General features: G+C 67.0%; 18 protein-coding genes. 11 read left to right on the top strand and 7 right to left on the bottom strand.

The window, feature by feature from the left end; all coding sequences use genetic code 11:
* Nucleotides 1–59 precede the first annotated feature (59 nt).
* Genes FHS28_RS02400 through FHS28_RS02420 form a run of 5 tightly spaced genes read right to left on the bottom strand, consistent with a single transcriptional unit; the run spans nt 60 to nt 12,138 of the window.
* Complete coding sequence (locus FHS28_RS02400; RefSeq protein WP_246409427.1) at nt 60–2,189, bottom strand: site-2 protease family protein; 2,130 nt, start codon at nt 2,187–2,189, stop codon at nt 60–62.
* Entirely contained in the window at nt 2,174–3,508 is a 1,335-nt protein-coding gene (locus FHS28_RS02405; RefSeq protein WP_088449258.1) for an efflux RND transporter periplasmic adaptor subunit, read from the bottom strand. Before FHS28_RS02405 ends, FHS28_RS02400 begins: the two co-directional genes overlap by 16 nt.
* 10 nt (nt 3,509–3,518) lie before the next feature.
* The gene (locus tag FHS28_RS02410; RefSeq protein WP_246409429.1) at nt 3,519–4,370 is read right to left on the bottom strand and encodes an efflux RND transporter periplasmic adaptor subunit; all 852 of its coding nucleotides are present in this window, start codon (nt 4,368–4,370) and stop codon (nt 3,519–3,521) included.
* A complete protein-coding gene (locus tag FHS28_RS02415) occupies nt 4,367–5,914 on the bottom strand; it encodes a TolC family protein (protein WP_221193670.1) in 1,548 nt (515 codons plus the stop codon). The genes FHS28_RS02410 and FHS28_RS02415 overlap by 4 nt, the downstream gene beginning before the upstream one ends.
* A 32-nt stretch (nt 5,915–5,946) precedes the next feature.
* Nucleotides 5,947–12,138: a DUF4347 domain-containing protein gene (locus FHS28_RS02420; protein ID WP_184294027.1), complete on the bottom strand. Its 6,192-nt coding sequence runs from the start codon at nt 12,136–12,138 to the stop codon at nt 5,947–5,949.
* Nucleotides 12,139–12,693: 555 nt separating this feature from the next.
* Here FHS28_RS02420 and FHS28_RS02425 point away from each other — a divergent pair.
* The 5 genes from FHS28_RS02425 to FHS28_RS02445 all read left to right on the top strand — a co-directional run bounded on the left by FHS28_RS02425 (nt 12,694) and on the right by FHS28_RS02445 (nt 19,473).
* Complete coding sequence (locus tag FHS28_RS02425) at nt 12,694–13,107, top strand: hypothetical protein (RefSeq protein ID WP_246409431.1); 414 nt, start codon at nt 12,694–12,696, stop codon at nt 13,105–13,107.
* 92 nt (nt 13,108–13,199) lie between these two features.
* Nucleotides 13,200–14,006, top strand: a complete 807-nt coding sequence (locus tag FHS28_RS02430) for a DUF2145 domain-containing protein (RefSeq protein WP_088449255.1) — start codon at nt 13,200–13,202, stop codon at nt 14,004–14,006.
* A gap of 184 nt (nt 14,007–14,190) precedes the next feature.
* A complete protein-coding gene (locus FHS28_RS02435) occupies nt 14,191–15,807 on the top strand; it encodes a PHP domain-containing protein (RefSeq protein WP_088449254.1) in 1,617 nt (538 codons plus the stop codon).
* 176 nt (nt 15,808–15,983) lie between these two features.
* Entirely contained in the window at nt 15,984–18,320 is a 2,337-nt protein-coding gene (locus tag FHS28_RS02440) for a DOMON domain-containing protein (RefSeq protein ID WP_184294029.1), read from the top strand.
* A 178-nt stretch (nt 18,321–18,498) separates the two neighbouring features.
* A complete protein-coding gene (locus tag FHS28_RS02445; protein ID WP_184294031.1) occupies nt 18,499–19,473 on the top strand; it encodes an alpha/beta hydrolase in 975 nt (324 codons plus the stop codon).
* Here the strand turns inward: FHS28_RS02445 and FHS28_RS24535 are convergent.
* On the bottom strand, nt 19,458–20,384 hold the full coding sequence (locus FHS28_RS24535) for a PEP-CTERM sorting domain-containing protein (RefSeq protein WP_184294034.1): 927 nt from the start codon (nt 20,382–20,384) through the stop codon (nt 19,458–19,460). The genes FHS28_RS02445 and FHS28_RS24535 overlap by 16 nt on opposite strands.
* Nucleotides 20,385–20,484: 100 nt before the next feature.
* Between FHS28_RS24535 and FHS28_RS23825 the strand changes: the two genes are divergently transcribed.
* From FHS28_RS23825 to FHS28_RS02465, 3 genes are all read left to right on the top strand, one after another.
* Nucleotides 20,485–20,784 carry a hypothetical protein gene (locus FHS28_RS23825; protein WP_221193673.1) on the top strand — a complete coding sequence of 100 codons (300 nt, stop codon included), beginning with the start codon at nt 20,485–20,487 and terminating at the stop codon, nt 20,782–20,784.
* A 123-nt stretch (nt 20,785–20,907) separates the two neighbouring features.
* Nucleotides 20,908–22,293, top strand: a complete 1,386-nt coding sequence (locus FHS28_RS02460; protein WP_088449250.1) for a GntP family permease — start codon at nt 20,908–20,910, stop codon at nt 22,291–22,293.
* A gap of 52 nt (nt 22,294–22,345) precedes the next feature.
* On the top strand, nt 22,346–22,849 hold the full coding sequence (locus FHS28_RS02465; RefSeq protein ID WP_088449249.1) for a cupin domain-containing protein: 504 nt from the start codon (nt 22,346–22,348) through the stop codon (nt 22,847–22,849).
* A gap of 27 nt (nt 22,850–22,876) precedes the next feature.
* Here FHS28_RS02465 and FHS28_RS02470 read toward each other — a convergent pair whose 3' ends face one another.
* Nucleotides 22,877–23,290: a RidA family protein gene (locus tag FHS28_RS02470; protein WP_088449248.1), complete on the bottom strand. Its 414-nt coding sequence runs from the start codon at nt 23,288–23,290 to the stop codon at nt 22,877–22,879.
* A 141-nt stretch (nt 23,291–23,431) separates the two neighbouring features.
* Here FHS28_RS02470 and FHS28_RS02475 point away from each other — a divergent pair, with 141 nt between their 5' ends.
* From FHS28_RS02475 to FHS28_RS02485, 3 genes are all read left to right on the top strand, one after another.
* Nucleotides 23,432–24,337 (top strand): LysR family transcriptional regulator, encoded by a 906-nt coding sequence (locus tag FHS28_RS02475; RefSeq protein WP_088449247.1) that lies wholly within the window; start codon nt 23,432–23,434, stop codon nt 24,335–24,337.
* 145 nt (nt 24,338–24,482) lie between these two features.
* Nucleotides 24,483–25,157, top strand: coding sequence for a DUF6345 domain-containing protein (locus FHS28_RS02480; RefSeq protein ID WP_184294036.1), 675 nt, complete (start codon nt 24,483–24,485; stop codon nt 25,155–25,157).
* Between the two features lie 16 nt (nt 25,158–25,173).
* Nucleotides 25,174–26,022, top strand: coding sequence for a hypothetical protein (locus FHS28_RS02485; protein WP_088449245.1), 849 nt, complete (start codon nt 25,174–25,176; stop codon nt 26,020–26,022).
* Nucleotides 26,023–26,057: the final 35 nt, after the last annotated feature.

The raw sequence follows: 26,057 nt of genomic DNA on the forward strand, positions 1-26,057 counted from the left end.
CGTGATGACGCGGCTCTGCCGCTTTTTGGCGGCGTGTGGCCGCATCTGCAGGCACGTCCTCACAGTACGGCTTCCCGGTGCCACAGGCTCAGCAGAAATCTCAGACCATCGCCCAGCCAGGAGCTTCGTTCTGAGGCGGACAGGTGCACCGAGCCGAAAATTTCCCGCTGGGGGGCTGCTTCACTGCCGCAGCGGTCGAGCCGCAGATGAAAGGTGGGGCGCACCGGCGCATCCCGGCCGTCCTGCAGGCGTTGCACCGGGATCGGGCCGCCATGCACATCGGCCAGGCCGGTTTCCTCCAGCGTGGCCAGTTGCACCGGATCCACCCGGGTCAGTTCACAGCGACGACTGCGTTCTTCCGGCACGGCCGGCACGAAGGTGCCGGTGATGCCGCTCATGAGCCCTTGCAGTGCCGCTTCGTCGGCATAGGCGTCGACCTTCAAGCCGCCGACACCGGCCACACTCAGCAGACGCTCCCCACCCGGCACCCACACGCCGGGGTGCAGTCCTTCGGCTACTTCCACGACGGTGCCGGCAAACGGGGCCCGCACGGCGAGGCGCTCTCGCTGGGCACGCAGTCCGTCCAGCTCTGCGACCGCGCCTTCCCACTGTTTGCGCAGCGCCGGTCCAAGATCGCGCAGCCGCTCGTCGAAGGGCTGTTGCTCCAGTTGCAGCCGCAGTTGCTGTTCCTGCACCACCGCCTGCTGCCATTGCATCTCCAGCTCGGGCGAGCGCAGCTGCAGCAGCAGGTCGCCGGCCTTCACCCTCCGGCCTTGCTGCGGGGCCTCGTTGACCACCTGAGCCGCATGGCTCGCCACCACCACCTGGACCTCGCTCGGGGACAACACCGCCGGCAGACGGACCGAGGTGCGCCAGGGCCAGCACAGCAGGATCAATGCCGCGCCCAGCACCAGCAGCGTGCGACGCGACGCCCGGCTCCAGCGCCAGCGCTGACGCTGCTCCCACCAAGCCTGAAGCTCCCGCCAGATCGGCCGGGCGATGAACCACAGCAGCTCCACCGCCAGCAGCACCAGGCCCAGCGCCTTGAAGAAGGCGTGATAGACCAGCAGCGCAATGCCGAAGAACAGCACCAGCCGGTAGAGCCAGGTGGCCAGTGCAAAAGCGATCAGGCCGCGACGGCGCGACGGGCTGAAGCGTTCGGGCGGCGGGTCGCCCCAGCCAAAGAGCGCTTCCCGCATCCACCAGCGTCCCAGCGCAAAGGAGCGCTCATGCAGGTTGGGCATGTTCAGCGCGTCGGAAAGCAGGAAGTAACCGTCGAAGCGCATGAACGGACTGGCGTTGATCGCCAGCGTCAACACCCAGGTGGTGGTGGCCAGCAGGAAGGCGCCAGACCGGATCGGCGCCCAGGCCGGTGTGTCCGGCAGCAGGCTCCAGGCCAGCAGCGCCACCGATGCCAGCGCCAGTTCACTGAGCATGCCCGCCGCGCCGACCCACAGGCGCTGCCTTCGGGAGGTGAGCTTCCAGGCTTCGTTGGTGTCGGTATAGAGCACCGGCCACATCACCAGAAAGGCCACGCCCATGGTGGGCACCCGGCAGCCGAAGTGGGTGGCGGTGAAGGCGTGGCCCAGCTCATGCAGCACCTTGGCGCCGCTCAGAGCGAGGCCCACGGCCAGCAGGCCTTCCCAGCTGGCGTAGCTGGTGAGGGTGTGGCTGAACTCGTCCCAGCGGCGGCTCGCCATGACCAGCCCCAGCAGGGTCAGCACGGCGCAGGTCAGCCAGAAACCGGGCTGGAAGGCCCAGCGCACCCAGCGGCTCATGCGCTGCAGCCAATGCATCGGCTGCAGCAGCGGAATGCGGAAGAACAGATAGTGCTTGAGCAGCCACTGCCCGGCGGACATGCGGGTGGCGTTGGCATAGGCGGTCAACTGGTCGGTGTGGCTCGCGTCGGACGCCACCAGCAGGTGGTTGCGGCGCAGCATCTGCAGCACCGCCAGCAGGTCGTTCTCGCCCAGGCGCAGCGTGGTGTCACGTGCCACCGCAGCCAGCAGCTCGCGCGGGTCCGATAGATGCCAGCGCGAGAGCAGCTCGAACGCCGGCCAGCTCAGCGCATAGAAGCGATGGCTGGCCGGGTCATGCAGCGTCCAGGTCGGTGAGCCATCGTCGGCTTCCGGGCCGGGATGCAGCGCCAGGTCTTCCCGCAGCGGCGGCAGTGTCACCAGCCCAGCCATTGCCTCACCGTGGACAGCGGCCGCCGCAGGGCCACGTAGATCAGCGGTGCCCAGCCACCGTAGACCCGGGCGCTTCCGAGTTGCCCGATGCGGGGCAGCGGCTGGTCGGTGCGAAAACTCGCCTTGATGCGGTAGGCCATGAAGCCCTCGCGGGTGGCTTCGGCCCGGTAGGAGACGCTCTCCACCCGCGCGTCGAAGGACTGCATCGGCGCGCCCTGGGGATGCAGCGTCAGCGTGTCGCCGGGCGACACTGGCAGGCGGTCCGCCGCCGGCATCCAGGCCACCAGCTCCACCCGCGCCGGGTCAGCCACGAGCAGCACCCGCTCGCCCAGGGTGACCGCCTTGCCGATCCAGTCATTGGCATCAGCGAACACCGCGATGCCAGCCCGGTCCGACTTGACCTGTACCCGTGCGAGCTGCTCGGCGGTGTAGTCCAGCTCGACCGATTTTTCCTGCACCTTGCCGCGCCGCAGCACCAGCTCAGCGCGGGTTTTGTCGTTGGTCACCGCCGCCTGGGCGGATTGGCGGTATTCCTCCTGCGCCGTGTCGACGGCCTTGCGGGCCACCTCCAGACGGGCGCGCAGGGCGGTGGTGTCCAGGCTGAAGAGTGGCGTGCCGGCCTGCACCGGCTGGTTGGGCCGGATGTCGAAACGGTCGATGACGCCGTCCAGCGGCGCACGCACGACGAATGGCTCGAACGGCACGACCTCCGCCTGGGCCAGGGCCGACAGACGCATCGGGCATAGGCTCACCAGCAGGGCGCCTGCCAGCAGCCAACGGCGCGTCTTGCGTTTGCGCAGCAGCGGCGCGAGGCCTTCCCGCCACGGATGGCGGGGCTGCAGCGCGTCGAGCGCATGGCCGTAGGCATGGGCCAGTTCACCGAGCAGTCCGATTTCATGCGGGGACCACGGCGTGTCGCGCGCCAGCAGCAGGCCGGCCGCCGCGGGACGATCGCCGGCGGGCAGCGGCAGCCAGAGGGCATGCGCGGGCAACCAGCTGGCCCAGTCGGCGCGCACGGTCTCGGGCAGGGCACCGATGACGACTTCGCCTGCCGGCGTCGCTTCCCGCATCAGATGGCGGAACAGCGGCGCCAGCCACTGGATGTAGGGCGCCTGGGGATCGGGTTGGGGCGGCCCGGAGACGGCCATGACCTGGCCGAGCCCCGTGGCGGTCCACATCGCTGCCTGGCGGTAGGCCACCAGCTGCAGCGTTTCATTCACCGCCACGAAGCCCAGCGCCTGCGGCGTGCCTGCCTGCCGGGCACGCCGCTGCAACTGCAGCAGCGTGACCAGGGGAGCCGAACGTTCCGGCGCGGTCATGCTCCGGCCCTCACGGATGCGGCGGAAACACCGCCCAGCCGCTCATGCCGGGCAGCAGGCCCGGCTGGCTGCCGTCCATCACGCCGAAGACGCCGACGGTCTGGCTGACCGGATCAATCTGCGCACCCAGGCGCTGCACCTTGGCGGGATAGCGCTTGCCCAGTTCTTCCACATCCACCTGGAAGGCGGCACCAGGGCGCAGCCACGCCAGCCAGCGGGAGGGCACGATCATCTGCACTTCCAGCTGTCCGGTTTCGATGATGTCCAGCAGCGGATTGCCGGGGGACACGAACTGATGGGCCGCCACATGCCGCTTGGCCACGCGGCCCGCAAACGGCGCCGAGATGTTGCAGCGGCTGACCAGCATCTTGTTGCCCGCCAGCTCGGCCTGCGCTTCCTTCAGTCGCGCCTGGCCTTGCTGCACTTCCAGGGCGCCGATCGAGTTGAGCTCGGCCAGCCGCTGGTTGGAGGCCACCAGCGCGCCGGCGGCTTCCACCGCGGCTTCGGCCTTCTTCTGCTGGCTCTGGTGCAGCGAGCAGTCCAGCCCCACCAGCAGCTCTCCGGCCCGGAAGGCGTCGCCTTCCCGCAGGCGCAGTGTGGCCACGCGAGCGGGGATCTCCGCGGCGATGGTCACGCTGTTGCGTGCACTCAGCTGCGTACGGATGCGGCCGTCCTTGTCGCTACTTGCGCCACTGTTGCCGCTGGTGCCGGTGCTCATGCTGCCAGCGCCGACGTTCGCGGCCGCTGGCGCTGGCCGGGGGGCGTTCTGTGCGTGGGCGGAGGCGGCCAGCACCACCATCCAGCCCGTCATCATGATGCCCAGGCCCCACTGCCGGCTCAGGGCATCCCATCCGTCTCTCATGCACCGCCCTCGGGATTCATCGTCTTGGTCCAGTTCTGCTCGGATGCCTTCACCGCCTCGCCCAGGCTCTTGAGGTCATACCCAGGGACCGACTGGGGCAGGGGATCGAGCCCCAGCGTGGCCACCAGCTGGCTGTAGGCGCCTTGCAGGGCGCCATAGGTCTGATAGAGGCGCAGCTCGGACATCATCGCCGCGGCGGAGGCCCGGATCTCTTCCAGCTTGCCCTGGCTGTTGGCCGTGGCGGCATTGCGGGTGTAGCCCAGAATGCGCTGCTCGACGCCATTGAGCTGCTCGGTGAGTTCGAACTGCCGCAGGCGGCCCTGATAGTCCAGACGCGCCACATGCACCTGCGTCAGCACCGCCATGTTCAGGGCCAGGCGCTGCTGACGGGCGAGGTCCAGCTGGGCCTGTGCCATGCCCCGGATGTTGCTGGCGTTCAGCACGTTGAAGAGGTTCCAGCCCACGCGCAGGCCGGCATCGCCCCACTGGCGATTGACCAGGAAGCTGTTGCTGTCGTAATGGCCGCCCACGCTGATTTCCAGGCCGGGCAGCAGCTTGGCCAGCGCCTTGCGGGTTTCCAGCACGCCGATGCGCTCGTTGTACTGAGCCTCCACCAGTTCCGGACGGCGCATCAGCGCCGCTTCTTCCATGCTGGCAGGGGCCAGCGTGATCCGCGGGGCCTGCATGCTGGTGGGCATCTGCACGGTGAAGCCCTGGCCCGGTTCCAGGTTCATCAACGCGGCCAGGCGCGGCTTGGCCTGGGCCAGTTCATCCCGCACGGCTTCCAGCTGACGCACGATGTCCAGCAGCTGTCGCTGATAGTTCAGTGCCTCCAGCGGGGAGCGGAGCTTCTCCACTTCCACCTTGCGCGAGTCGTCCAGTGCGCGGCGGGTGGTTTCCAGCACCGGCTCGATCTTGCCTTCGAGCATCTGCGCGCCGGCAGCCTGCCAGTAGGCTTGCGCGGTCTGCTGCATCAGCAGATGCAGCACCTTGCGGCGACGTTCCTCGGCCACCAGCACCCGGTCCGCCTGCTGGCGGGCCCCGAAGTAGCTGACACCGAAGTCCAGCACGTTCCAGCTCAGGGTCAGGTCGGCCGTATTGCGCTCACGGTCGCTGGAGGTGGAGGGTTCCAGGGACTGTTGGCCGCTCAGCACGCTGCGCGATGACGATGCAAGTTCGCTGTCCCGCCAGCTGTAGCCCGCCTGCAGCGTCAGCTTCGGCAGCAGGTCGCTGCGGGTGAGGTCCAGTTGGCGCTGGGCCACCGCGGCTTCCATCAGCTTGACGCGATGGTCGAGGTTGTACTTGATGGCCCGCGCCATCGCTTCTTCCAGCGAGATCGGGCCCGCGATGGGCTCCTGCTGGCTGGTCAGCGTCTGGCGGTCCGCCTGGATCAAGCTCTGGCGCTCCTCGGCGGTCAAGGCCTGGGGGGCGACCGCGCAGCCGGTGAGGGCGGCAGCCACCACGGCCATCACGGCCAGGGCCACCCGGCTGGGGCGACCCGGCAGGGGACCGCGGAGCATCGAGTCCTTCGTTTCCATCGTCATCTTGTGCTTCTCCTCTGAATGCATCGTGGGATTCAGGCCGGGGTGCCGGCGTCGGTCAGGACCTGTTCCCAATGTTGTCGTTCAGCCTGCCAGGCGCCGCGTCCATGCTGGCTGAACTGGCTGGCGAGGCCGGGTCGGCCAGCCGGGCTGTTGGGCCGATCGGTTGGCCGCGCCTCGGCCACCCCCGCATCGGTGCCGCGGGAATCGGCCGTCCGGACATCAGCCGCGTCCCAACGGGCCGACAGGTCCGCACCGGCCGCGGTGGCCCGCGCCAGTCGTTCGTGGCCCTCGTTGGGCGCCGCGGCGCCGGACTGCGGCCGGCCCCCCTTGACCTCGACCTCGATCGTGCTGACCGCGCGCTGGCCCTTGGCGTCCCGCACCACCACTTCGATGGCGATCTTCTGGCTCAGGCCGGCGGGCGCGCGGCCGACCAGCGTGCCGGTGACCGGGTCATAGCGCAGCCAGGCGGGCAGCGGCCGTCCGTTGGACAGACGCACTTCCACGGTGGTCGGGCCATCGCGGTTCAGCGTGGAGAGCACATCGATAGGCAGGGCAATCCGCACTGGCTCACCGGCCGCGACTTCGACCGAGGTGGGACGATCCAGCAGCTGCGAAGAGCGGCCGGTGGGCACGCTTTCGGGCATCGCCGTGCTGTCAGGGACACGCCCGGTGATGGTGGGCTCCTGGCGAATCGAATAGTTGGCCGTGTTGATCAGCACCGGCAGATCGACCGGTCCCGCGCTCGCGCCTGCACCCGCGGGAATGACCACGGTTTGCGGCGCTGGCGGAATGACCAGACCGGTGCCGAGGTCCTGGGGCGCCTCGAAGGTCACTGGCACCTGTGTCGGAATCTCCGACGCAGGCGTCTGGAACGTCGGCACGGGCGCTGGCGTCTCGGCCGGTGGCAGGGGCGGCGGAGCGACCGGGGCGATCGCATAGGCCGGCCCTTCCGCATTGCTGCTCAGGGCGTTGCCGGCGCTGTCGGCGATGCCGCTGGCAGCGGCGGCCAGTTGCAGGCTGACCTGGCCCGCGCCGGAAATACCGCCCACTTCGACCACATAAGTACGGCTGTCCACCTGCGTCAGCCCGGTGATGCTCGCGCCGGCATTGCCCGTCGTGGCGAGGCGGAAGTCCGCAGCGTCCACGCCGGTCACCGATTCCGAGAAGGTTACCTGGTAGCGCACCGGCTGGCCGCTGGTCGCGCTGCCGTCCAGGCGGCTGATGGCGGAGACGGACGGCAACACGGCATCCACGCGGATGGCCGTTCTGGCGCCCCCGCCGGTCAGGGCTGCCGTGGCGAGATTGCCGACGCCATCGCGCACGACGGCGCCATTGGCATCGACCGAACCCGCGAGGGTGATGCCTTCGGCCGCCGACTGGCCCGGCGCGACCGTGAGACGGAAGACCAGCGAGCTGCTGCCGGAGCCGGAGACGTAATCGGCATAGGCCACCTGGCCGCCATCCAGCGTGACGCCCAGGCGGGGCGCAGCGTTTGTGCCGGAGAGGGTCACGGCCTCGCTGTAATCCACGACGAAGTCCAGCGTCTGGCCGGCGACGTAGGTGCCGGCCGCGGGCAGCCGCACGCCGGTCACCACCGGCACCACGCCGTCGATCTGGATGGCGTGCTGCGCGGCCAGCGACGCGCCCTGACCGGGGACGGGCAGGTCCAGCACCGCATCGTATTGGGTGGCGCTGCGGATGCTGCCGCCATTGAGTGTCAGGGCGGCGGTGGAGGCGTAGTCGAGGCGGGCTGCGACATCCCCGGCCTGCACGACATAGCTGAAGGTGAGGGTGTTCGTGCCGGAACCGGACTGATAGACCGCCTGGCGGTCGATGCTGCCGGTCTCCAGCAGGAGGCTGGGGCGTCCCCCGGCCACGTCGACCACCACGGCCTGGTCGAAGGTGACGGTGGTGGTGATGGTGTCACCGATCTTGTAGCCACCGTCCGGCGTGGGGGTGCTCACGCCGGTGATGACCGGGTTGATCGGGTCGACGATGAGCGCCAGGGTGTCGGTGTCGGTGCGCGCGGGGCCGCCGGTGTTGCCCAGGTCATCGGTGGAGATCTGCAACTGGGCAGCGCCGTTGTAGCCGGTGGTGGGTCGGAAGCTCAGGCCCTGCAGCGCGGCATTGATGTCGCTGAGACTGCCGCTGAAGGTCATGGTGGCGTTCGCGCTGCCGGTGCCCACCGCAAAGCTGAGCCCGGTGGTGCTGCCGAGGCTGAGCGTGCCCTGCGTCACGGTGAGGGTGACCTGCAGCAACCCGTTGCCCGCATCGGCGTCGCTGATGCTGATGGCATTGCCCTGCGCGGTGCCAAAGACCAGCGTGCCGTCCTGGAAGAGACGCTGCCCGGCGGCGGGCAAGGTGTTGAGCGGCGTGTCGTTGGCGCTGGTGACGGCGACCGTGCGGGTGACGGTATTGCTGTCGATCGTCCCGTCGTTGACGGTGAAGCTGATGACACGCGAGGCGGTGTTCGGCGCTTCGGAACTATTGCTGTAGGTAACGGCGCGCAGCGCGGCTTCCCACTGCGCAACGGTGGCGGTGCCGCCAGCGGAGGCCAGGCTCAACACACCGGTGGTGGCGTCATAGCTGCCGCTGATGTTGCCGTACACGGTGGCATCGGAGTTGAGGAAGGCCAGGCTGTCCTGGCCCGTCTGCAGATTGCCGGTGATAGCCACCAGCGCACTGACAAAGGTGGCGTTGTCGCCATCGCTGACCGTGAGCCCGGGGGCGACGATCACCGGCGCCGTGACCGTCCCGTCGCCTTCGGCAAACACGGGGCTGCCGGTGCCGGCGCTCAGCAGCGGGGCGTCGTTGACCGGCACGACGTTCACATCCCGCAGAACGGGCGCGCTGCTGACGGCACCGTCCTCGACCGCGAAGCCGATGCTTCGCACCAAGGGAGACGGCGACTCGGACGTGCTGGTGTAGGTGACCGCGCGCAGCGCTGCCTGGAACTGGGCCACCGTGGCGGTGGAACCGGCCGAAGTCAGCGTCAGCACCCCGGTCGCAGCGTCGTAGCTGCCGACGATGTTGCCGAAGAGCGAGCTGTTCATGTTGGCGAAGGCCAGGACATCCGAGCCCGCTTCGAAATTGCCCACGATGGCCACCGACGCGCTGCTGAGCGTCGTGCTGTCGGCGTCGGTGACGGTGATGCCGCTGTCAATGACCACCGGCGTGCTGGTGACCTGATTGCCTTCGGTGAAGGTGGCGGAGCCGCCGGACGTGGTCACCACCGGTGGAATGTCGACCGGGATGACGTTGAGGTCACGCGTACTGATGGCGCTGGTCTTGACGCCGTCATTCACTGCGAAGGACAAGGTCCGGACGCTGCTGTCCGGATTGAACGAGGTGTTGGCATAGTTCACCGCGCGGAGCGCCGCCTGCCATTGGGCGACGGTGGCGGTGCTGCCGGCTGAGGTCAGCGTCAGCGCGCCGGTGCCGGCGTTGTAGCTGCCGACGATGTTGCCGTAGGTGACGGCACTGGTGTTGGTGAACAGCAGCAGGTCCTCGCCACTGCGGAAGTTGCCGGAGATCTGCACGGTGGCGGAGGACAGTGTGCTGTTGTCCAGGTCGCTGACGCTCAGGCCGGGGTCGGCCTGCACAGGCCCCTGGCCTTCGGTGAAGGTGCTGTTGCCGCCGCTGGTGCTCAGCAGCGGGGTCTGGTCCACGGCCGCGACGGTGACGTTCCGCGTCGCGGTGATGCTGTTGCTGGTGCCGTCATTGACCGTGAAGCTGATGGTGCGGGTGGAGGTGTTGGGCGTCACCGCCGTGTCGGTGTAGCGTACGGTGCGAAGGGCGGCCTGCCACTGACTCAGCGTGGCAGTGGAACCGGACGAGGTCATCGTCAGCACGCCCGTGCCGGCGTTGTAGCTGGCGGTGATGTTGCCGTAGAGCGCGGTGTTGTTGTTGATGAAGATCAGCTGATCTTCGCCACTGCGGAAGTTGCCGGTGATGGCAACGGAGGCAGATGCGGCGGTCGTGTTGTCGATATCGCTCAGTGTCAGGCCCGCGTCGACGACGACGGGGGTGGCGCTGGCATTGTCACCGGCGGTGAAGGACGTCGATCCGCCGTTGGTCGTCACTACCGGCGCATCATCCACCGGGACCACGGTGATGGCGGACGAGACCGCCAGGGATGCCGTGTCGACGCCGCCATTGGCGGTGCCGCCGTTGTCGCGTAAGGAGCTCAGGGTGGCGATGCGGAGACCACTCGTCGGGTTGTCGCTCGTGTTGCGGTAAGCCAGGCCGTCCACCAGGCTCTGGACGTTGGCCGCGCTCAGGCCCGAGGAGGAATTGAGGCTGATGGTGGCCACGCCCCCCGAAACGCTGACGGTGGCGGACAGCCCCCAGGCCGAGGTGCTGGTGCTGTTGACAATGGAGCCATTGAACAGCGCCACGGACGTGCCGTCGACCGTCAGCACTTCACTCGCCCCGTCACTGACGTTGTTGATGGTGAGTGTCAGGCTGTTCAGGTTCTGTCCGAATTCGACCGTTGACACGGCAGTGCCGTTGAAAAGCTGAACCGCGGATCCGTTCTCCGTGTAGGCGGGGTTGCGGCCCGTGGCGGTCAAGGTCGGTGCGTCATTGACGGGCTGGACCGCGACGGTGACACTCGCTGGGGTACTGTCGTTCAGGCTGTCGCCATCGTTCAGCGTGAATGTAACGGTGCGGGTCTGGGTGCGGGGGTCATTGCCGCTGTCGAAGCCGATGCTGTCGATCAGCGCGCGGACGGATGCCGAAGTGGCGGCGGCATTGAAGCTGACCACCAGGGAACTCGTGCCCGTTCCCCCGGTATAGGCGCCGATCACCACGCCTTCGTAGGTCACCTGGCTGCCGGAGACGCCGATTTGCCCGGTGCCGGTTCCCTGATTCAAGATGACCAGCTTGTCGACGCCGTCGAGTCGATTGCCCGTGATCTGGACGGTGAGGTTGCCCCCCTGGAAATTCGCGCTGTCTCCGTCGGTGACCGTGGCGCTGACGCCCGCATCCAGCAGCACCGGCCCCGACTTCTCCACCCAGGTCACCGCATCGCCATTGAGGTTGCCAATGACGGGCGGTACGTTGGGCGCAGTGCCTGTCGAGACGTTGAGGTCGTCCATGAAGACGGACACCCCGGCGCTGCCGTTTTGCAGAACGATGCGGACTTCATCCACGTACTGCCAGGGCACACCGCTCACGGACACTGTGGTGCCACCGACCGAATTGCCATAGTAGGGCAGTGTGAAATCCTGGCTCGCACCGAGCACTGCCACACCATCCAGATAACCCACCAGACGATAGTTCTGATTGGTGCTTTGACCGTCTTCCAGCGTGATCGAATTGAACTTGAAGGCTTCCCCATTCACGGACTTGAAGACAATCGCCGTGGTGGTGTTGCTGGTGTCCTGCGCAAGAAGCGCGCCATCACCCGTATTGGCAAGGACCGTCTGATTGGGATCGTTGGTCATCCAGATTATCCCGCTGTTGTCCAGGGTCCCGGTGGAGCGGAGCGTTTGGAAGGACCATCCGTTCAGGCTGTAGGAACCGTTGGAGCCGACAACATCCGTCTGATTGGTGCCAGTGAAGGGGTAAGTGTCGAACGTCTCGTAGCCGGGAGCTGCCAGCAGGGCCTGATAGCCGGCCACAAGCGCCGCATCCGCGGAGAGGCTGCGGGCTTCAATGGCGCCGGTGCTACGCTCCAGCGTCCAGTTGCCACCCAGGGCCGCCGAGCCGGTGTTGTCCGTGGAGGCAGCCACGTCCGCGGAGGTGAGCGAGGCGATCTGATTCAGAAACTGCTGACCGCTGGCATCCGCGCCGACCTTGCAGCCGTACAGCAGCAGGTCTCCGTTGTCGGAGAGCGAGGCGCCAATCGTCTTGAGCGCGTCCGCATGGGCTGCCAGATTGTCCGAGGTGAGCCAGACGGAGCCGCCCTGCACGGCGCCGGTGGCGCCGTGAGAGATCAGTGCAATCGAATCAATGTCATGCCGGTTGGCGAGATAGGCCGCCATCTGCGCAAATCCGTCCTTGGTGCCGTCCAGCATCACGACCTCGGTGCTGGCGGGAAGGTTCTGCGCGATCTGGAGGGCGTCCTGCACCTTGCTGTCGACGAACACCACGTCATGACGCGTGGTGGCCGGGGCCGCTTCAAGTGAAACGGGGCGTGCATCGATGCTGGCGGCATGGCTGTGGTCCTGCACCGCGGCATCTGCGGCAGCAGCGGTCACCGCGACCGATGCGTCAAACATCAGCCGGGGCTCCAGCGCGATGATCAATGGCGAACCAAGGGTAGATCGGTGGAGCGGGGCAACTGCATCAGCCGCGGGATCAGTCGCGGGATCGGCCGCCGAATCAGCCGTTTGACTGGCCCGCGTGCCAATGAATTCCCGCTGGGCCCGTTTCCAGAATGTAGCCATTGACGCCTCCCCGTTTTTTAGATTCCCTTGCTGTCGGAATGATACGGGAAGGCCCTTGGACGGCATGAGTGACTTACGGACGCAACTGCGCGACCTGTGACTAGATAGAAACCCTGCTTGACGGCACCATACCGGCATCCGGCGCTGCTTGGGGTCGCGTCAAAACTTCAGTAGCATTCGCTGTGCGCCGGGCTCATTGAAGCAGGGCGTCGTCCACGGTCCACGCCGGGGCGAAACAAAGAATGCAAGGGAGGATGGATGATCAAACAACTCGAGCCCGGAGAGGGGCGGTCTCCAACGAGCGCGTCCCTCTGCGGACATACCCCGCACAAAGTGTCGCGGCGTCACGCCGGGAAAAGGTTCGGCGCTGGCCTGCTGGCCACCACCATGCTCACCGTCAGCCTGGTCGCGCCCGCACAGGCCCATGGCGGTGGACTGAGCCGGGCCAGCGAAGCCTCGCTGTTCCCGGTGGCCGTATCGGTGGCAGTGCCCGCTGTGCTGATCGGGGCTGCCATCGGCGTCACCGTGGGGCTGACGGTCAAGGTGGTCGAATCGACCGCGCAGGGGACGGTGTGGGTACTGGAACGTGCGTCGGACGGCGTGCAGTTCAGCGTCAGGTTTGTCGGCGATGCAGTCACGGCGTCCGCCGTCGCAGTCGGCACCGCAGTGACCGTCAGTGTGGTGGCCACCGGCTACATCGTCTCCAAGGGGTCGGAGGTCATCGCCTTCGTTCCCAATGAGATCGGCGCTTCACTGATGCACAACGAACGCGTCACCCGCAAAGACGAGGTGCTGCGATGAGGGCGTCGGGGACCGCAACAAGCGCAACGGGCGCGGCGATGGGCCCCACCCGCATCACAGGTCGGACCGGCGCGACCGGTTCGACCGGTGCAATGTCCGCGATGGCCGCGATTGCCGTGGCGGTCTGCATGCTCGCCGCACCGGGCGTGGCGCGGGCCGGTCGTCCTTGTGAAGAAACCGCGCTCACGGCCGATCAGGTCCGCAACGGCCTGGCGCTGGCCCAGGCGACGGCCGAAGCGCTGGACAAGTCTGGCGCGCAGGTGGTGCTGCTGGCACGTGCCGGCCAGAACCTCGATGAATACGGCTTGCGCTGGTCGCATGTCGGTTTTGTCTACCTTGACGTCGACCCGGCCGGCAAACCGGTCTGGCGGGTGATGCACAAGCTCAATGAATGCGGCACCGCGCAGGCGGATCTGTATCGGCAGGGATTGGCCGAGTTCTTCATGGACCGGCCCTACCGGCTGGAGGGCGCGTTCTCGGTGCTCAAGCCGCAGTTGCAGGAAGCACTGCTGCCGGTGCTGAAGGACAACGCACGGGCTGCCACCCTGCACACGCCGGCCTACAGCATGCTGGCCTACCCGTGGGCCCAGCAATATCAGCAGAGCAATCAGTGGGCGCTGGAAACCCTGGCCGGTGCGGCCGCCCCGGGGGAGGTGTTCAACCGGCCGCAGGCGCAGCAGTGGCTCAAGGCGGCCGGGTATCAGCCCACCGACTTGCGCATCTCCACCGCCAAGCGGCTGGGTGCCCGCATCGGCATGGCGAACGTGGCGTTTGACGACCATCCTTCGGCGCGCCGGTACAGCGGTCACATCGACACCACCACCGCGGACACCATCTTCCAGTGGCTGTCGCGCACCGGATGGGGCGCAGCGCCCACGGTCGTGCGCGCACCGCGCTGAAGCGAGTCGTTGTCACGGACGTGACATGCGCGGCCGACACAGTGCCGCGCTGTTGTCAACGCCTGGCTCCGGCCCCGCTCCCGTGATTGCTTCCTCCGCTTCCTCAGATTCGTCCGCTTCGTCCGCTTCGGTCCCTTCCGCGGTGCCTTCCGTTGATCGGCCCTCCCGTGGCGCCCGTGCCCGGATGGGCAGCCGCTTCTTTCTCTCCGCCGTGTCGCTCGCGGCGGTGTCCGTGGTGTCCGCAGTGGCCCTGGTGGCCTGCGGCGGCAGCGACGGCGGCAGCGCCACCCCGGCCGAACAAGGCACCTGGACCACCGGCGACCTGCATGTGCACACGGTGCAGTCAGACGACTCCCGCACCACGCAGACGCTGGACTTCGTGCTCGGCAAGGCCTTCACCACCCACGGTCTGGACTGGATGGCGGTGACCAATCACCTGCGCTCGTCCAAATACGACAACAACGGCAACCTGCTGACCGCACCCGTCGCCTTCGCCTACGGCATGGAGAGCTACGAGGCGCCCCGCATCAAGGCCCTGCAGGCCGCAGGCAGCTACACCGGCAAGCTGATCTTCTCCGGCTTCGAATGGGATGCGCCGGCGCATGATCACATTGGCATCGGCATCTTTGACGGTGGTGCCACGCTGACCTCGTCCGCCAGCGCCTTCAAGGAATTCCAGTATGCCTTCACCACCGGCGCCGAATCGCTGTTCACCGCGGACGATGTGACCCGCTTCAAGGCCCAGTATCCACAGCGCTTCAACACCACGGCGGCGGACACCCTCAAGGGCATCAGCTGGCTGAAGGAGCGTTATCCGGACACCAGCTACGCGCTGATCAACCATCCGTCCCGCAATCCCGGCAAGTACACCATCGCCGACTTCCGCCAGATGAATGATCTGGCGCCGAAGATCGTCTTCGCCATCGAGGGCATGGTGGGCAACCAGATGGAGCCGGACCGCGGCGGCTACACTTCGGCCTACATTGATGCCAACCTGCCCAATCGCACCTATGGCGGCACGGATGCTGTCGTGGCCCAGCTCGGAGGCGTCTGGGACGCCTTGCTGGGGGAGGGGCGCCGCATCTGGAACGTGGCCAACTCCGACTCGCACTTCGAGATCGATGCCGCGGGCAACAGCAGCGGCTACTACCCTGGCGAGTATGCAAAGAACTTCGTGTGGATGCCCAAGGGCAGCACCGGCGTGGCCGGTCTGCTGGATAGCCTGCGGTCGGGGCGCAGCTTCGGTGTGTTCGGCGATCTGATCAGCGCGCTGGACTTCACCGCAGGCAGCGGCTCGGACACGGCGCACATGGGTCAGGAACTCAGCACTGCCGCCGGCCGTACGGTCACCCTGACCATCCGCTTCAAGAGCCCGCCGGTGAACAACTACCAGCGGCCGGTGAACAGCGGCAATCTCGGCAACATGGTGCCCAAGGTGCATCACCTCGACCTGATCGTTGGCGACGTGGGCGCCAAGGCCGCGCCCGGGACCGAGGCCTACAACGTGGCCACTAACGCCAGCACCCGCGTGCTCAAGCGCTTCACCAGCGCCGACTGGAAGCAGGGCGCGGACGGCTACTACACGGTGACCACCACGGTGACGGCCGGCAAGAACCAGTACTTCCGCCTGCGCGGGACCAATCTGGCGGAGGATGTGGCCGGGCAGACCGCGGGCGGCGAGCCGCTGCCCGATCAGAAGATCACCACCACCGACAACGCCACCCGTCATGACCAGATCAACGACCGGAACTACGGCAGCCTCTGGTTCTATTCGAATCCGATCTTTGTGACGGTGAAGTGAGAGGGCGGGAGGTGACTGCGGGCCCTCACTGCGGTCACGTCCCGTTTTTCATGGCGAATGGTGCGCGCCTGCAATGACATACTCCCGGCCGCCCCGGCATTCATCGATCGGGGAGTGGCCAGATGCAGGGAGAGAAGTTGCAGTTTCAGAAGTTCCGGGGCGCGGTGCGACGCCCCATGCGTGTCCTTCCATGGGCGTGGCGGACCCACCATCTCGGGGCGGCATTCGCCATCGGACTGGTGCTCGCCGGGCCTGCCCAGGCCTTCGAGGTGCTGACCCTGGGCGAGAGCGATCCTGCTGTCGTTGTGGACGGACGGCTGGACGATGCGGTCTGGCAGCGTGCCGCGGTGCATCGCCGGTTCGCGCAATTGCAGCCGACCGCGGGGGCCGCCTTTGCCGACGACCTTCGCACCGAAGTCCGGGTGGTGGCGGATGGACGGGCGCTGATCATCGGCATCCGCGCCTGGTCGGCACAGCCGCCGCGCAGCCTGCTGTCCCGCCGCGATGCGGTGCAGCGGGACCAGGACATGATCGGTCTGTGGATCGACACCAACGGCCGCGGCGAGTCCGCCATGTTCATCAAGGCCAGTTTGTCGGGCGTGGTGACGGATGGGCTCTACCGGGCGTCCGACGACGAAGAAGACCTCGGCCCCGACTTTCCAGTGCAGGTCGCCGCGACCCGCCTGCCGGACGGCTACAGCATGGAAATCCGCTGGCCGCTGGCCGCCCTGCGTTATCCCTATCAGGCGGCGGCGCCGTGGCGCATGGTGGTGGCCCGGGCCGTTCCCGCGGCCAACGACCTGTTGCTGGTCAGCGGTGATGCGGATGCGGAAGCCTTGAGTTTTCTCCACGCCAGCGAGCCGGTGACCGGGCTGGCGCCGGTGCTCTCGCAGCATCGCGACCGGCAGGAAGGCGATGTCACGGTGGAATGGACCGGACGATCGGTCCGCACCGGCAGCGAGACCGCCAACCGGGGCAGCGTCGGGGTGGAAGGCTGGTGGCGTCCGCGCGCAGACTGGCTGGTCAATGCGACGCTCAACCCTGACTTTGCCCAGGTGGACATCGACGCGCCGCAGACCAGTGGCAATCGCGCGGTGGCCCTGGCGCTGCCGGAGAAGCGTCGATATTTTCTGGAGAGCGCGGACGTGCTGGGACTGCCCCTGTCGGCTTTCTATTCCCGCACGGTGGCCGATCCTCGCTGGGGCCTGCGTGCGACCTGGCGGGGCGAGGGCGCCGACGCGACGATGCTGCTGGCGCAGGACCGCACCGGGACGGTCGTCACTCGCGGTCGGCCGTGGGGGACGGACGAATGGACGCTCGGCGCGCCGAGCAGTGCGCAGGTGTTGCGGAGCCGGTGGCAAGTGGGGATGGCGGCGAGCGGTGAGGGCGCGGAGCTCGCCGAGGATCCGGACGCCGGCGACCGTGCGCTGACCGTGGGGGCCTTGCTCTCGCGCCGGTCGGTGGAAGGCGCCGGGGAGGGCGCGCTGGTGGGCGTCGACGGCCTCTTGCGGCAGAGCCGTGATGGGACGCACTGGAAGGCGCAATGGAGCCTGATGGCGAGCCGTCATGACCTGGCGGTCGATGACGAGGGCCGGGTGGTGCCGGGGCGCGGGCCGCAGCGCCGGGACGCCTCCGCCTGGGGCAGCCTGCTCTACAGCGATGACCACTGGCTCAATGCCGCCGAGTTGTCGGTGATCGGCCCGGACTTCGTCAATCTGCTGGGTTTCGTCGATCAGGCAGGCTTGTGGAAGGCCTCCGGGGAAGTGAACCGGCGTCTGGGCGAAGTGACCTTGCCCGGCGGTGGGCTGCTCAATCAATCGGAATGGCACTGGGGGCTGAAAGAGCTGCGCAGCTTGAAGGATGCGTCCCGCGATGAACCCGGCGGCGAGGTGATTCTGCGGGAGCGCCGCACCGGCCTCTGGCTGGCGACCGCACGCCGCACCGCTGCCTGGCTGCACTTTGGCCTGGATCAGCAACGTGCCCGCAGTGGCGGCCGGCTGCACGACACGCCGGCCTGGCACGGCGGCGTGGAAACGACGCCGTTCGCCTGGATGGCGCGGCTCACGGCGGAGGGCAGTGTGGGACGGCAGCTCGATACCGATTTCGACCGGGTGGGGCACGGCGGCTGGTGGTCGGTGCAGGCGAGTACCCGGTGGGCGCTGCCGGGGGATCGCAGCCTGGAGATTGATCCGGTGCTGACCGGCACACGCATCGCGGCGGAAGGGCCGTTCCCCGCGCTGCGCGAGACGGGGATGCGGCTGCTGACGCTGCTCCATCTGAATGCGCAGGAAAGCGTGCGGGTGATCGTGCAGAACGAGCGCAGCGCGCGTGGGGCCACGCCGCTGCATGCAGCGTGGTCGGAGAAGAGCCGGCATCGGTCGCTGATGTGGAAGAAGCGGTTCTCGTCGCGGTGGCAGCTCGCGCTGGGCGCGCAGTGGGAGGCAAGGCCCGATCAACCGTCGACGCGGGAGGTGTTCCTGAAGCTGGAGGCGGCGCTCGGGGATGAGGGGTGAGCGGTACCTCGGTGCCCCGGTGCCCCGGTGCCCGTTACCCCGGTAACCCGGCTTCGGTCTGGAGCCTCACGCGGGCGTCGCCACAATCGCGCGCTCTGGCTTCACGGACGTTCTCGGCCGTCGAAAGCACCTCTGCAAAGCCGCGGGCCCTGGTGGCCGCCGTACACGTCACGCTCCAATGCTCCATCTGTCCACCCGTCGTCAACACCTGATCCTGTCCGCATGCGGCGCCCTGAGCCTGGCGCCGCACCGCCTGGGCCTCGCGGCTGCAGCGACGCCCGCCACCTCACCGGTGTCGCTACCGCCCGCGTCGGGCCCCTACGTTCTTCCAAACACCTTTGTCCACCCATTGCCGGATCCGGTCAGCGGCCGGCGCTACGAGGTCTGGGTCGACCTGCCTCCCGGGGTGTCCGCCGCGGCGGCGCCGGTGCTGCCATCCGTCTTTGTCACCGACGCGCCGTATGCCTTTCCGCTGGTGCGGGCGCTGCGCCATCGTGTGGGACAGCGGGGACAGAACATCGCCGACTTCGTGCTGGTCGGGCTGGCGGGACCGCCGAATGAATCCGCGGTCGACATGCGGAACCGCGACTACACCCCGACCGACCCGATGAAGCGGCCAGGCAGGCGCCAGCGCCACTATGGCGGTCAGGTCTATGGCGGCGGCGCGGACTATCTCCGTTATCTGGCGGAGGTGGCCGTCCCGGCCGTGTCGTCCCGTTATGGGCTGGATCCCCGTCGCCGAGTCATCCTGGGCCACTCGTACGGCGCCTTGCTGGCGGCCCAGATGCTGCTGGCCCGCAGCGCCTTGTTCAGTCACTACATCCTGGGAAGCCCGTCGTATTGGTTTGATGAGGGGGTGATCTTCGAGCAGCTGGCCGCCCATGGCCGAGATCGTCGGGATCTGCAGGCCCAGGTGTTTCAGTATGTGGGCGGCTATGAAACCGTTGGGCGCGGGGAGCGCTACAACCGGGAGGTCGATCTCGTCGCGGACGCCCGCCGCTTCCAGGTGATGCTGGAGCGTGCCCGATACCCGTCCCTGCGCATTCGAACGACGGTGCTGACCGGGCAGGATCACCTCACCGTGGCACCCGACGGCGCCACGCAGGGGCTGCTCTGGGCGCTGCCCGGGCGAGGACCTTACACGGGAGGTTGATGGGCGCGCCTGCGCTGGCGGACGGCCAGGGCGCCCATGCCGAGCAGCATCAGCCAAGCGGTCGACGGCTCCGGTATGGGCGGTGGCGGAAGGGCCAGCGCGTAGTCCACGCCGGACGCATTGAAGGCGTGGACGTCGGTCAGCAGCTGTCCCTGCGCATCCCGAAGTTCCTCGATACCGCCCCAGTAGAGGGTGCTGCCGAAGTCAGAAAAGTAAGCCGAACTAGCGGCCACCTTGCCTTCGTCCGTGTAGTTGCCGACGACGGCGCCGCCTTGTGCCCAGGCGGACCAGTTGAAGGTCAAAGGCTGGCCCAAGGTGATGCGCGCCGTGATCCCCTCTCTCCAGAACGGGCGGTCGCGGTAGTCCTCATGTTGGCCATAGCGCACGATGGACAAACTCATGAAGCTTTCGGCGGGTTCCCCGGGAATGTTGGCGTCCGCTGCACTCAGATGAAAGTAGCTGGACACATCCCCGTGGGCGCTGTAGATGGATCCCCGGCTGTCTTGCGGCGGCACTTCGGGGCTTCCGGCGGCAGCGACGTCGCCATGTGCGTAGACTCGCACCGTCAGCGTCGCCTCGGTGCCGTCCACGCAGGCCGGACAGGTGATCATGAAGCTGTCGGTGAGGTTGGCACGGGCCTGTGCCTCGGTGGAGATCTGGCCGTAGGGCCCATAGCCGCCGATGTTGGCTTGCCCGAAGGTCCTGAGCTGCATGTAGCCGGTGCCGACGCGGCCCCAGGCGGTCGATGTTGCACTGCCGACCAAGCCGCTGGAGCTGCCCTGGAACGACGAATGCGATGAGACGCTCCCGGGGGCGGACATCGACTCGGTGGGTAGGGCGTCCGACTCACCGAAGGCGGTGGTTCGGGTCGAGACGTATACCGAGTTGGGCAGGTCCTGGGCGAACGTCACAGCGGGGACCCCAACAAGCGCGAGGGCAAGCGCCAGCAGTGACGCGCCCCCTGCGATTCCGACGCAATGGCTCCTCAGAGCCTCTGATGGGATCCTGGTCATGAAAGTCTCCCGCTCGGCCGCAGGTGCGGGCGACCTCTCTACAGTAGTGCAGGAAACGACGGAGGCTTGTCCGGGTTTTGAGGTTCACCGAAGTCCCTGGGCCCTTCACGAGCAGGTGGTGGAAGAAACGCTGTTCGTGCTGGATGTGGATGCGGCATTCGCCGTGGCCGGTGACATTCGTCGTCAGTTCTATGGTGCCAAGCCGCAGCTGGCCAGCAATCTGATCGGTGTCTCCCGTCCGGCCTTCAAGGAGCAGCTGATCGAGATCACCTTCCGGGTCGACCTGTCGATTCAATAAGCGCGCGCTGCGAACTCACCTCGCACCGGATCGGCGTGGGCCTGCTAACGTGGATGACTGCTGCCCATCGCTTGCCAGCCTTCTGGGCATTGGGCGGCCCCCCTCAACCACGGAGACAGGCCCATGAGCCTTGCCGACATCGAATTGCTGGTCATCGCACTCGTCAGCGTACTGGGTCTGGTGGCCTTGATCGTCCTGAAGCCACGGCTTCATCCTCTGGTGGCCCTGCTGGTCGTTTCCATGGCGGTGGGTCTGGCGACAGGCATGCCGCTGAACAAGCTGGCATCGGCGATCTCGTCCGGCGCCGGCAAGACGCTCGGCGCTGTCGGCCTGGTGGTGGCACTGGGCGCGATGCTGGGCAAGCTGCTCGCCGATTCCGGCGTCACCACGCGGATCGCCGACGCGATCGTGGGCCGATCGTCCTATCGCATGCTGCCCTGGGCGATGGCGGGGGTGGCCTTCATCATCGGCATTCCGATGTTCTTCGAGGTCGGCCTGGTGGTGCTGCTGCCGCTCATCTTTGGGGTAGCCCGCAAGCTGGAGACCGGCGGGGCAGGCCGCGGGTCGGCGTATGTGTATGTGTCGGTGCCGGTGATTGCCGCACTGGCCGCAATGCACGGCATGGTGCCGCCGCACCCGGGGCCATTGACCGCCATTGCCACGCTCAAGACCAGTGTGGGCGCGACCATGATCTATGGTTTCATTGCAGCGATTCCCGCCATCATTCTGGGCGGGCCGCTGTATGCGGCCTTCATTGCGCCGCGCATGAAGGCCCGACCGGATGAGGCGATGATTCATCAGTATGTGCCGCAGGTGGAAACGTCTCCTTCCGTAAACAATGCCCTTCCGGGCGTTGGGATCGGCGTGCTTTGCGCCTTGCTGCCCGCACTGCTGATGCTCTTTCACGCGGTCGCGGAAGTGCTGCTGGACAAGGGCAACGGCCTGCTGCATGCGGCGGCCTTCATCGGCAATCCGATCGTGGCCATGCTGCTGGGGCTGCTGTTCGCGATGGTGATGCTGCGCGCCGGAGATCCGGAGGCGGTGCGCCAGTCCCTCAGCGCCAGCGTGAAGCCGATCTCCAACGTGCTGCTGATCATTGCCGGTGGCGGCGCTTTCCAGCAGGTGCTCACCGACGCTCGTGTGGGCGACGCCATCGTGCACATGAGCCATCAGTTCAATGTGTCACCACTGCTGCTCGGGTGGCTGATCTCGATGCTGCTGTCGGTGTCCACCGGCTCGGCCACGGTCGGCATCGTCGGCGCGGCGGGCCTGCTGGCACCGTTGGCGGCATCCGGCACCGACCTCAATACGCCGCTGCTGGCCTTGTCGATCGGCTGCGGTTCGCTCTTCTTCAACTATGCCAACCATGCCGGCTTCTGGCTGGTGAAGGAGTCCTTCGGCATGAGTCTGGGAGAGGCGACGCAGACGATCTCCGTGGTTCAGTCCATCGTCTCGGTGGTGGGTCTGGTGATGGTGTTTGTCCTGAATCTGCTGCCGGCGTTGGGCTGAAGGCGCAGAATGGGCTGGTTCATGAGTCCCTGCCCCCACTGCCGGAGCCTCCATGCCAAAGCCCTTTGTGAATCTCGCGGACGTCGTTTTCACCGACATTGAAGAGAACGGCTATTTCACATCGCGACGTGCCCAGTTCAGCGCCGGCATCGGCGCCAGGAAGCTGGGCTACAACCTCACCGAGCTGCCGCCAGGCAAGGCGCAATGCCCGTTCCACGCCCATCGTGCGGAAGAGGAGATGTTCCTGATCCTGGAAGGAGAAGGGGAGCTACGGTACGGCGATCAGCGCTACAAGATCCGCCCGCATGACGTGATTGCGTGTCCCACCGGGGACCGCAGCACCGCCCACCAGATCATCAACACCGGAACAGTCGTCATGCGCTACCTGGCGCTGTCCAATCTGGCCGAGATCGAGGTCTGCGAGTATCCGGATTCGGATAAGGTGGGTGTCCATGCGGACCAGCCGGAGCCGGGGGTGCACAAGATGTATCGGGCGGACACCACCGTTGATTACTACGATGGTGAAAGCACCGAGGCACCGGAGGGCAGTGGGTGAAGGGATGGGCGTGGTGTCGCGCCGGCGTCACTCTGCGGCGGGCGGATGCGATGATTCCGGAAGCCGCGCAATCACCTTGATTTCGAACTGGAAGCCGTAGAGCCAGGTGACGCCCACGCCGGTCAGCGTGGGGTAGGGCGCATCGCCCCAGTGGGACATCACCACGGGCCAGACCCGCTCGAAGATGGCTTCGGGATCCACCATGAAGAGGGTGACGTCCACCACATCCGAAAAGCTGCAGCCCGCGGCGGCGAGGATGGCATTCAGATTGCTGAAGGCCAAGCTGACCTGGGCCTCCAGATCGGCGTGCGGCGCGCCGTCGGGCAGGCTGCCGACCTGGCCGGAGACAAAGAGGAAGCCATTGGAGCGGATGGCCGGGGAATATCGGTTGCGCTCATAGAGGGCCTGGCGGCCGGCGGGGACAACGACATCGCGTGACATGCAGCAATTCCTTTGAGGTGAATCGGGACCGGGAAATCGGCTGACCGAGGGCCCGAAACCCCACTGTAGGAATTTGCCGGATCGGAATAAACAGGCGTGCAGCACAATCACTGTTTGATAGCGCCAAACAGTGGAGCGGCCGTGGATCGATTTGACGTCCTGAAGACCTTTGTCCGTGTGGTGGAAGCGGGCAGCTTCACTCGCGCGGCGGAGACGCTGTCGCTCAGCAAGACGACCGTCACCCAGCAGATCCAGCAGTTGGAGGCGCATCTGCGGGTGCGCCTGCTTCACCGAACGACGCGGCAGGTGACCGTCACCACCGAAGGCTCGGCCTATTACGAGCGGGCCGTCCGTCTACTGGCGGATCTGGAAGAGGCGGATGCGGGCGTACGCACCGCTTCCTCCTCCCCGCGCGGCGTGCTGCGGGTGGATGTGCCCAGTCCATTCGCCTCGAAGGTGCTGGTGCCGGCACTGCCGGACTTTCATGCGCGTTATCCAGAGCTGCAACTGGAACTCGGCGTGAGCGATCGGGAGGTTGACGTCATTGGCGACAACGTCGATTGCGTGGTGCGCGGGGGCCGCCTGGCGGATTCGACGCTCATCGCCCGCCGCATTGGTGACCTGCCGCTGGGCATCTTTGCAGCCCCGCGCTATCTCCATTTGGCTGGCACCCCCGCGCATCCGCGTGAACTGGAAGATTCCCATCACCGGGTGGTCGGTTTTCTCAGCTCCCGCACGGGGCGAACGCTCCCGCTGAGCCTGCATCGTGGCGGCGAACGGCTGGAGATCCACGCACGCCATGCGGTGGCGCTGGACGATGGCAATGCCTACCTCGCGGCCGGCGTCGCCGGCATGGGCATCCTCTGGCTGCCCCGCTACATGGCCGCGGACCCATTGGCGCGGGGCGAGCTCATGCCATTGTTTGAAGACTGGTCGTGCGACCCCATGCCGATGTCCGTGGCCTTTGCGCCGCATCGTCATCGCAGTGCCAAGCTGCAGGCCTTCCTCGACTGGATCGATGCACTGATGAAGCGCCTTCCCCCCTGATTGCGGGCCCCTAATCCTGTCCCCCTAGCTTCCGGCTCCATCGCGCTGTCGCGTCCTCTGCCTTGTGGATGGCATGGCTGATGCGCGCGGCGCATCGTTGCGCCTCGTCATGACGGCCTTACGCCGGTTCTGAAGGAGTAGTGCAATGGGCAGTATCGGAATTGAATGGGTGCGGCAGTACCACGGGTTGGCTTCCAATCTGAACAACACCAAGCCGCAGGCAGAGGGCTTCTACAACACCCTCAGCGCCACGCGTCGTTTCCAGTGGGGCGACGATCTGGCCTGGGACCAGGACTTCGAACAGCAGGGGCTGGGCAGCCCCGCCGCCGGCACCGACACCACCTGGGTGGACAACGTCGATATGGTGTTCTTTTCGGGACATGGGTCACCGGGCGGCTTCCTGTTCGGCGTGAAAACCGACGACGCACGCGCCAAGCCCACCGAGATTCGTTGGGGTGACAAGGAATTGGAATTCATTGCGCTGGACGCCTGTAACGTGCTGTCCGTCGACGGCGTCTTCGACCGCTGGGGGTGGCCGGTCTTCAAAGGCCTGCATTACATCCTGGGCTTTCACACCACCACCTCGGACGAGCCGGACCGCGGTCGCCTATTGGCGCAATACCTGAATGCCGGTGAGACGATGCGCCGCGCCTGGATCAAGGCCTGCCAGGACACCGAAAACGCCGACACGGTGTGGGCCTACCTGCGGGCCGATACGGCCAGCACCGACACCTACAACGACCACTGGTGGGGCAAGGGAAGCGTCTCGACCGATCCCTACAATCCCACCGTGCTGGTCCATACCCGCGGCACCTGCTGAGGCGAAGGAGAACGACATGTCAGTGAAGATCCAATTCGCGGAAACGCCCCGGGTGCCGACCGAACTGCCCGTGTATGCGGCCCTGCCGCCCCTGTGGACCGAGGACCAGGTGGCCCGACTGGCCGAACGCTTCGAGCTGAAGGGGGACGTGGCGGACACAGGCCTGTGGTACGTGTGCCGCAGCGAGGCCCTGATGCTGGAGGTGTACCAGGCCAGCCATTCGATGCGCATTGAACGGCGCGACCTGGACGGTGAAGGCCGCGGCGCCTCCCAGGATCCGCCCGACCGCGAGCGGGCCCTGGCGATGGCGGAGCGGGTCATGTCGATGTTCGGCGGCGAATACGCCAAGCCCCGGGTGCATTCGGTCACCGAGCTCGAAGTGCAGCGGTCGATGCGAGGGCAGACCGAGATCGAACGTCAGGTGGTGGGGCTGCAGGTCAACTATCGGTATGAGATGGACGGACTGAACCTGGTCGGGCCGGGCGCGAAGGCGCAGATCACGGTGGGCTCGGACGGAGACATGATGCAGGCCTATCGTTTTGCGCGGGCGGCCGAGCGCATCGAGTCCCGCCCCACGGTAGCCCCGGAAGATGCCTTGCGGCGTTTTGCGGCGAGCGAGATGTTCACGCAGCTGGACGGTCGCGCCAAGGTGGCGATCACCTCCACCGAGCTGGGCCTGCTGTCGGTGCCGCCGACCGAAGTGCAGAGCGTGCTGGTGCCGGTCTACGTCATCAAGGGCGAGATCAGCACCGAGCAGTTGCCGCGCTACGCCTTCGTCCGGTATGTGGCGGCGACCGACCTTGGCGACGCGGACATCAAGCGCCGCCGTTGGGAGCAGGTCCGGCCGGCCCTGCTGGCGGCCTGACCCTGCACCCCTGGAGGCCGTGCGCAAGGGCGCCG

This window comes from Roseateles terrae (genome assembly GCF_014192155.1).
GTDB lineage: Bacteria > Pseudomonadota > Gammaproteobacteria > Burkholderiales > Burkholderiaceae_C > Roseateles > Roseateles terrae.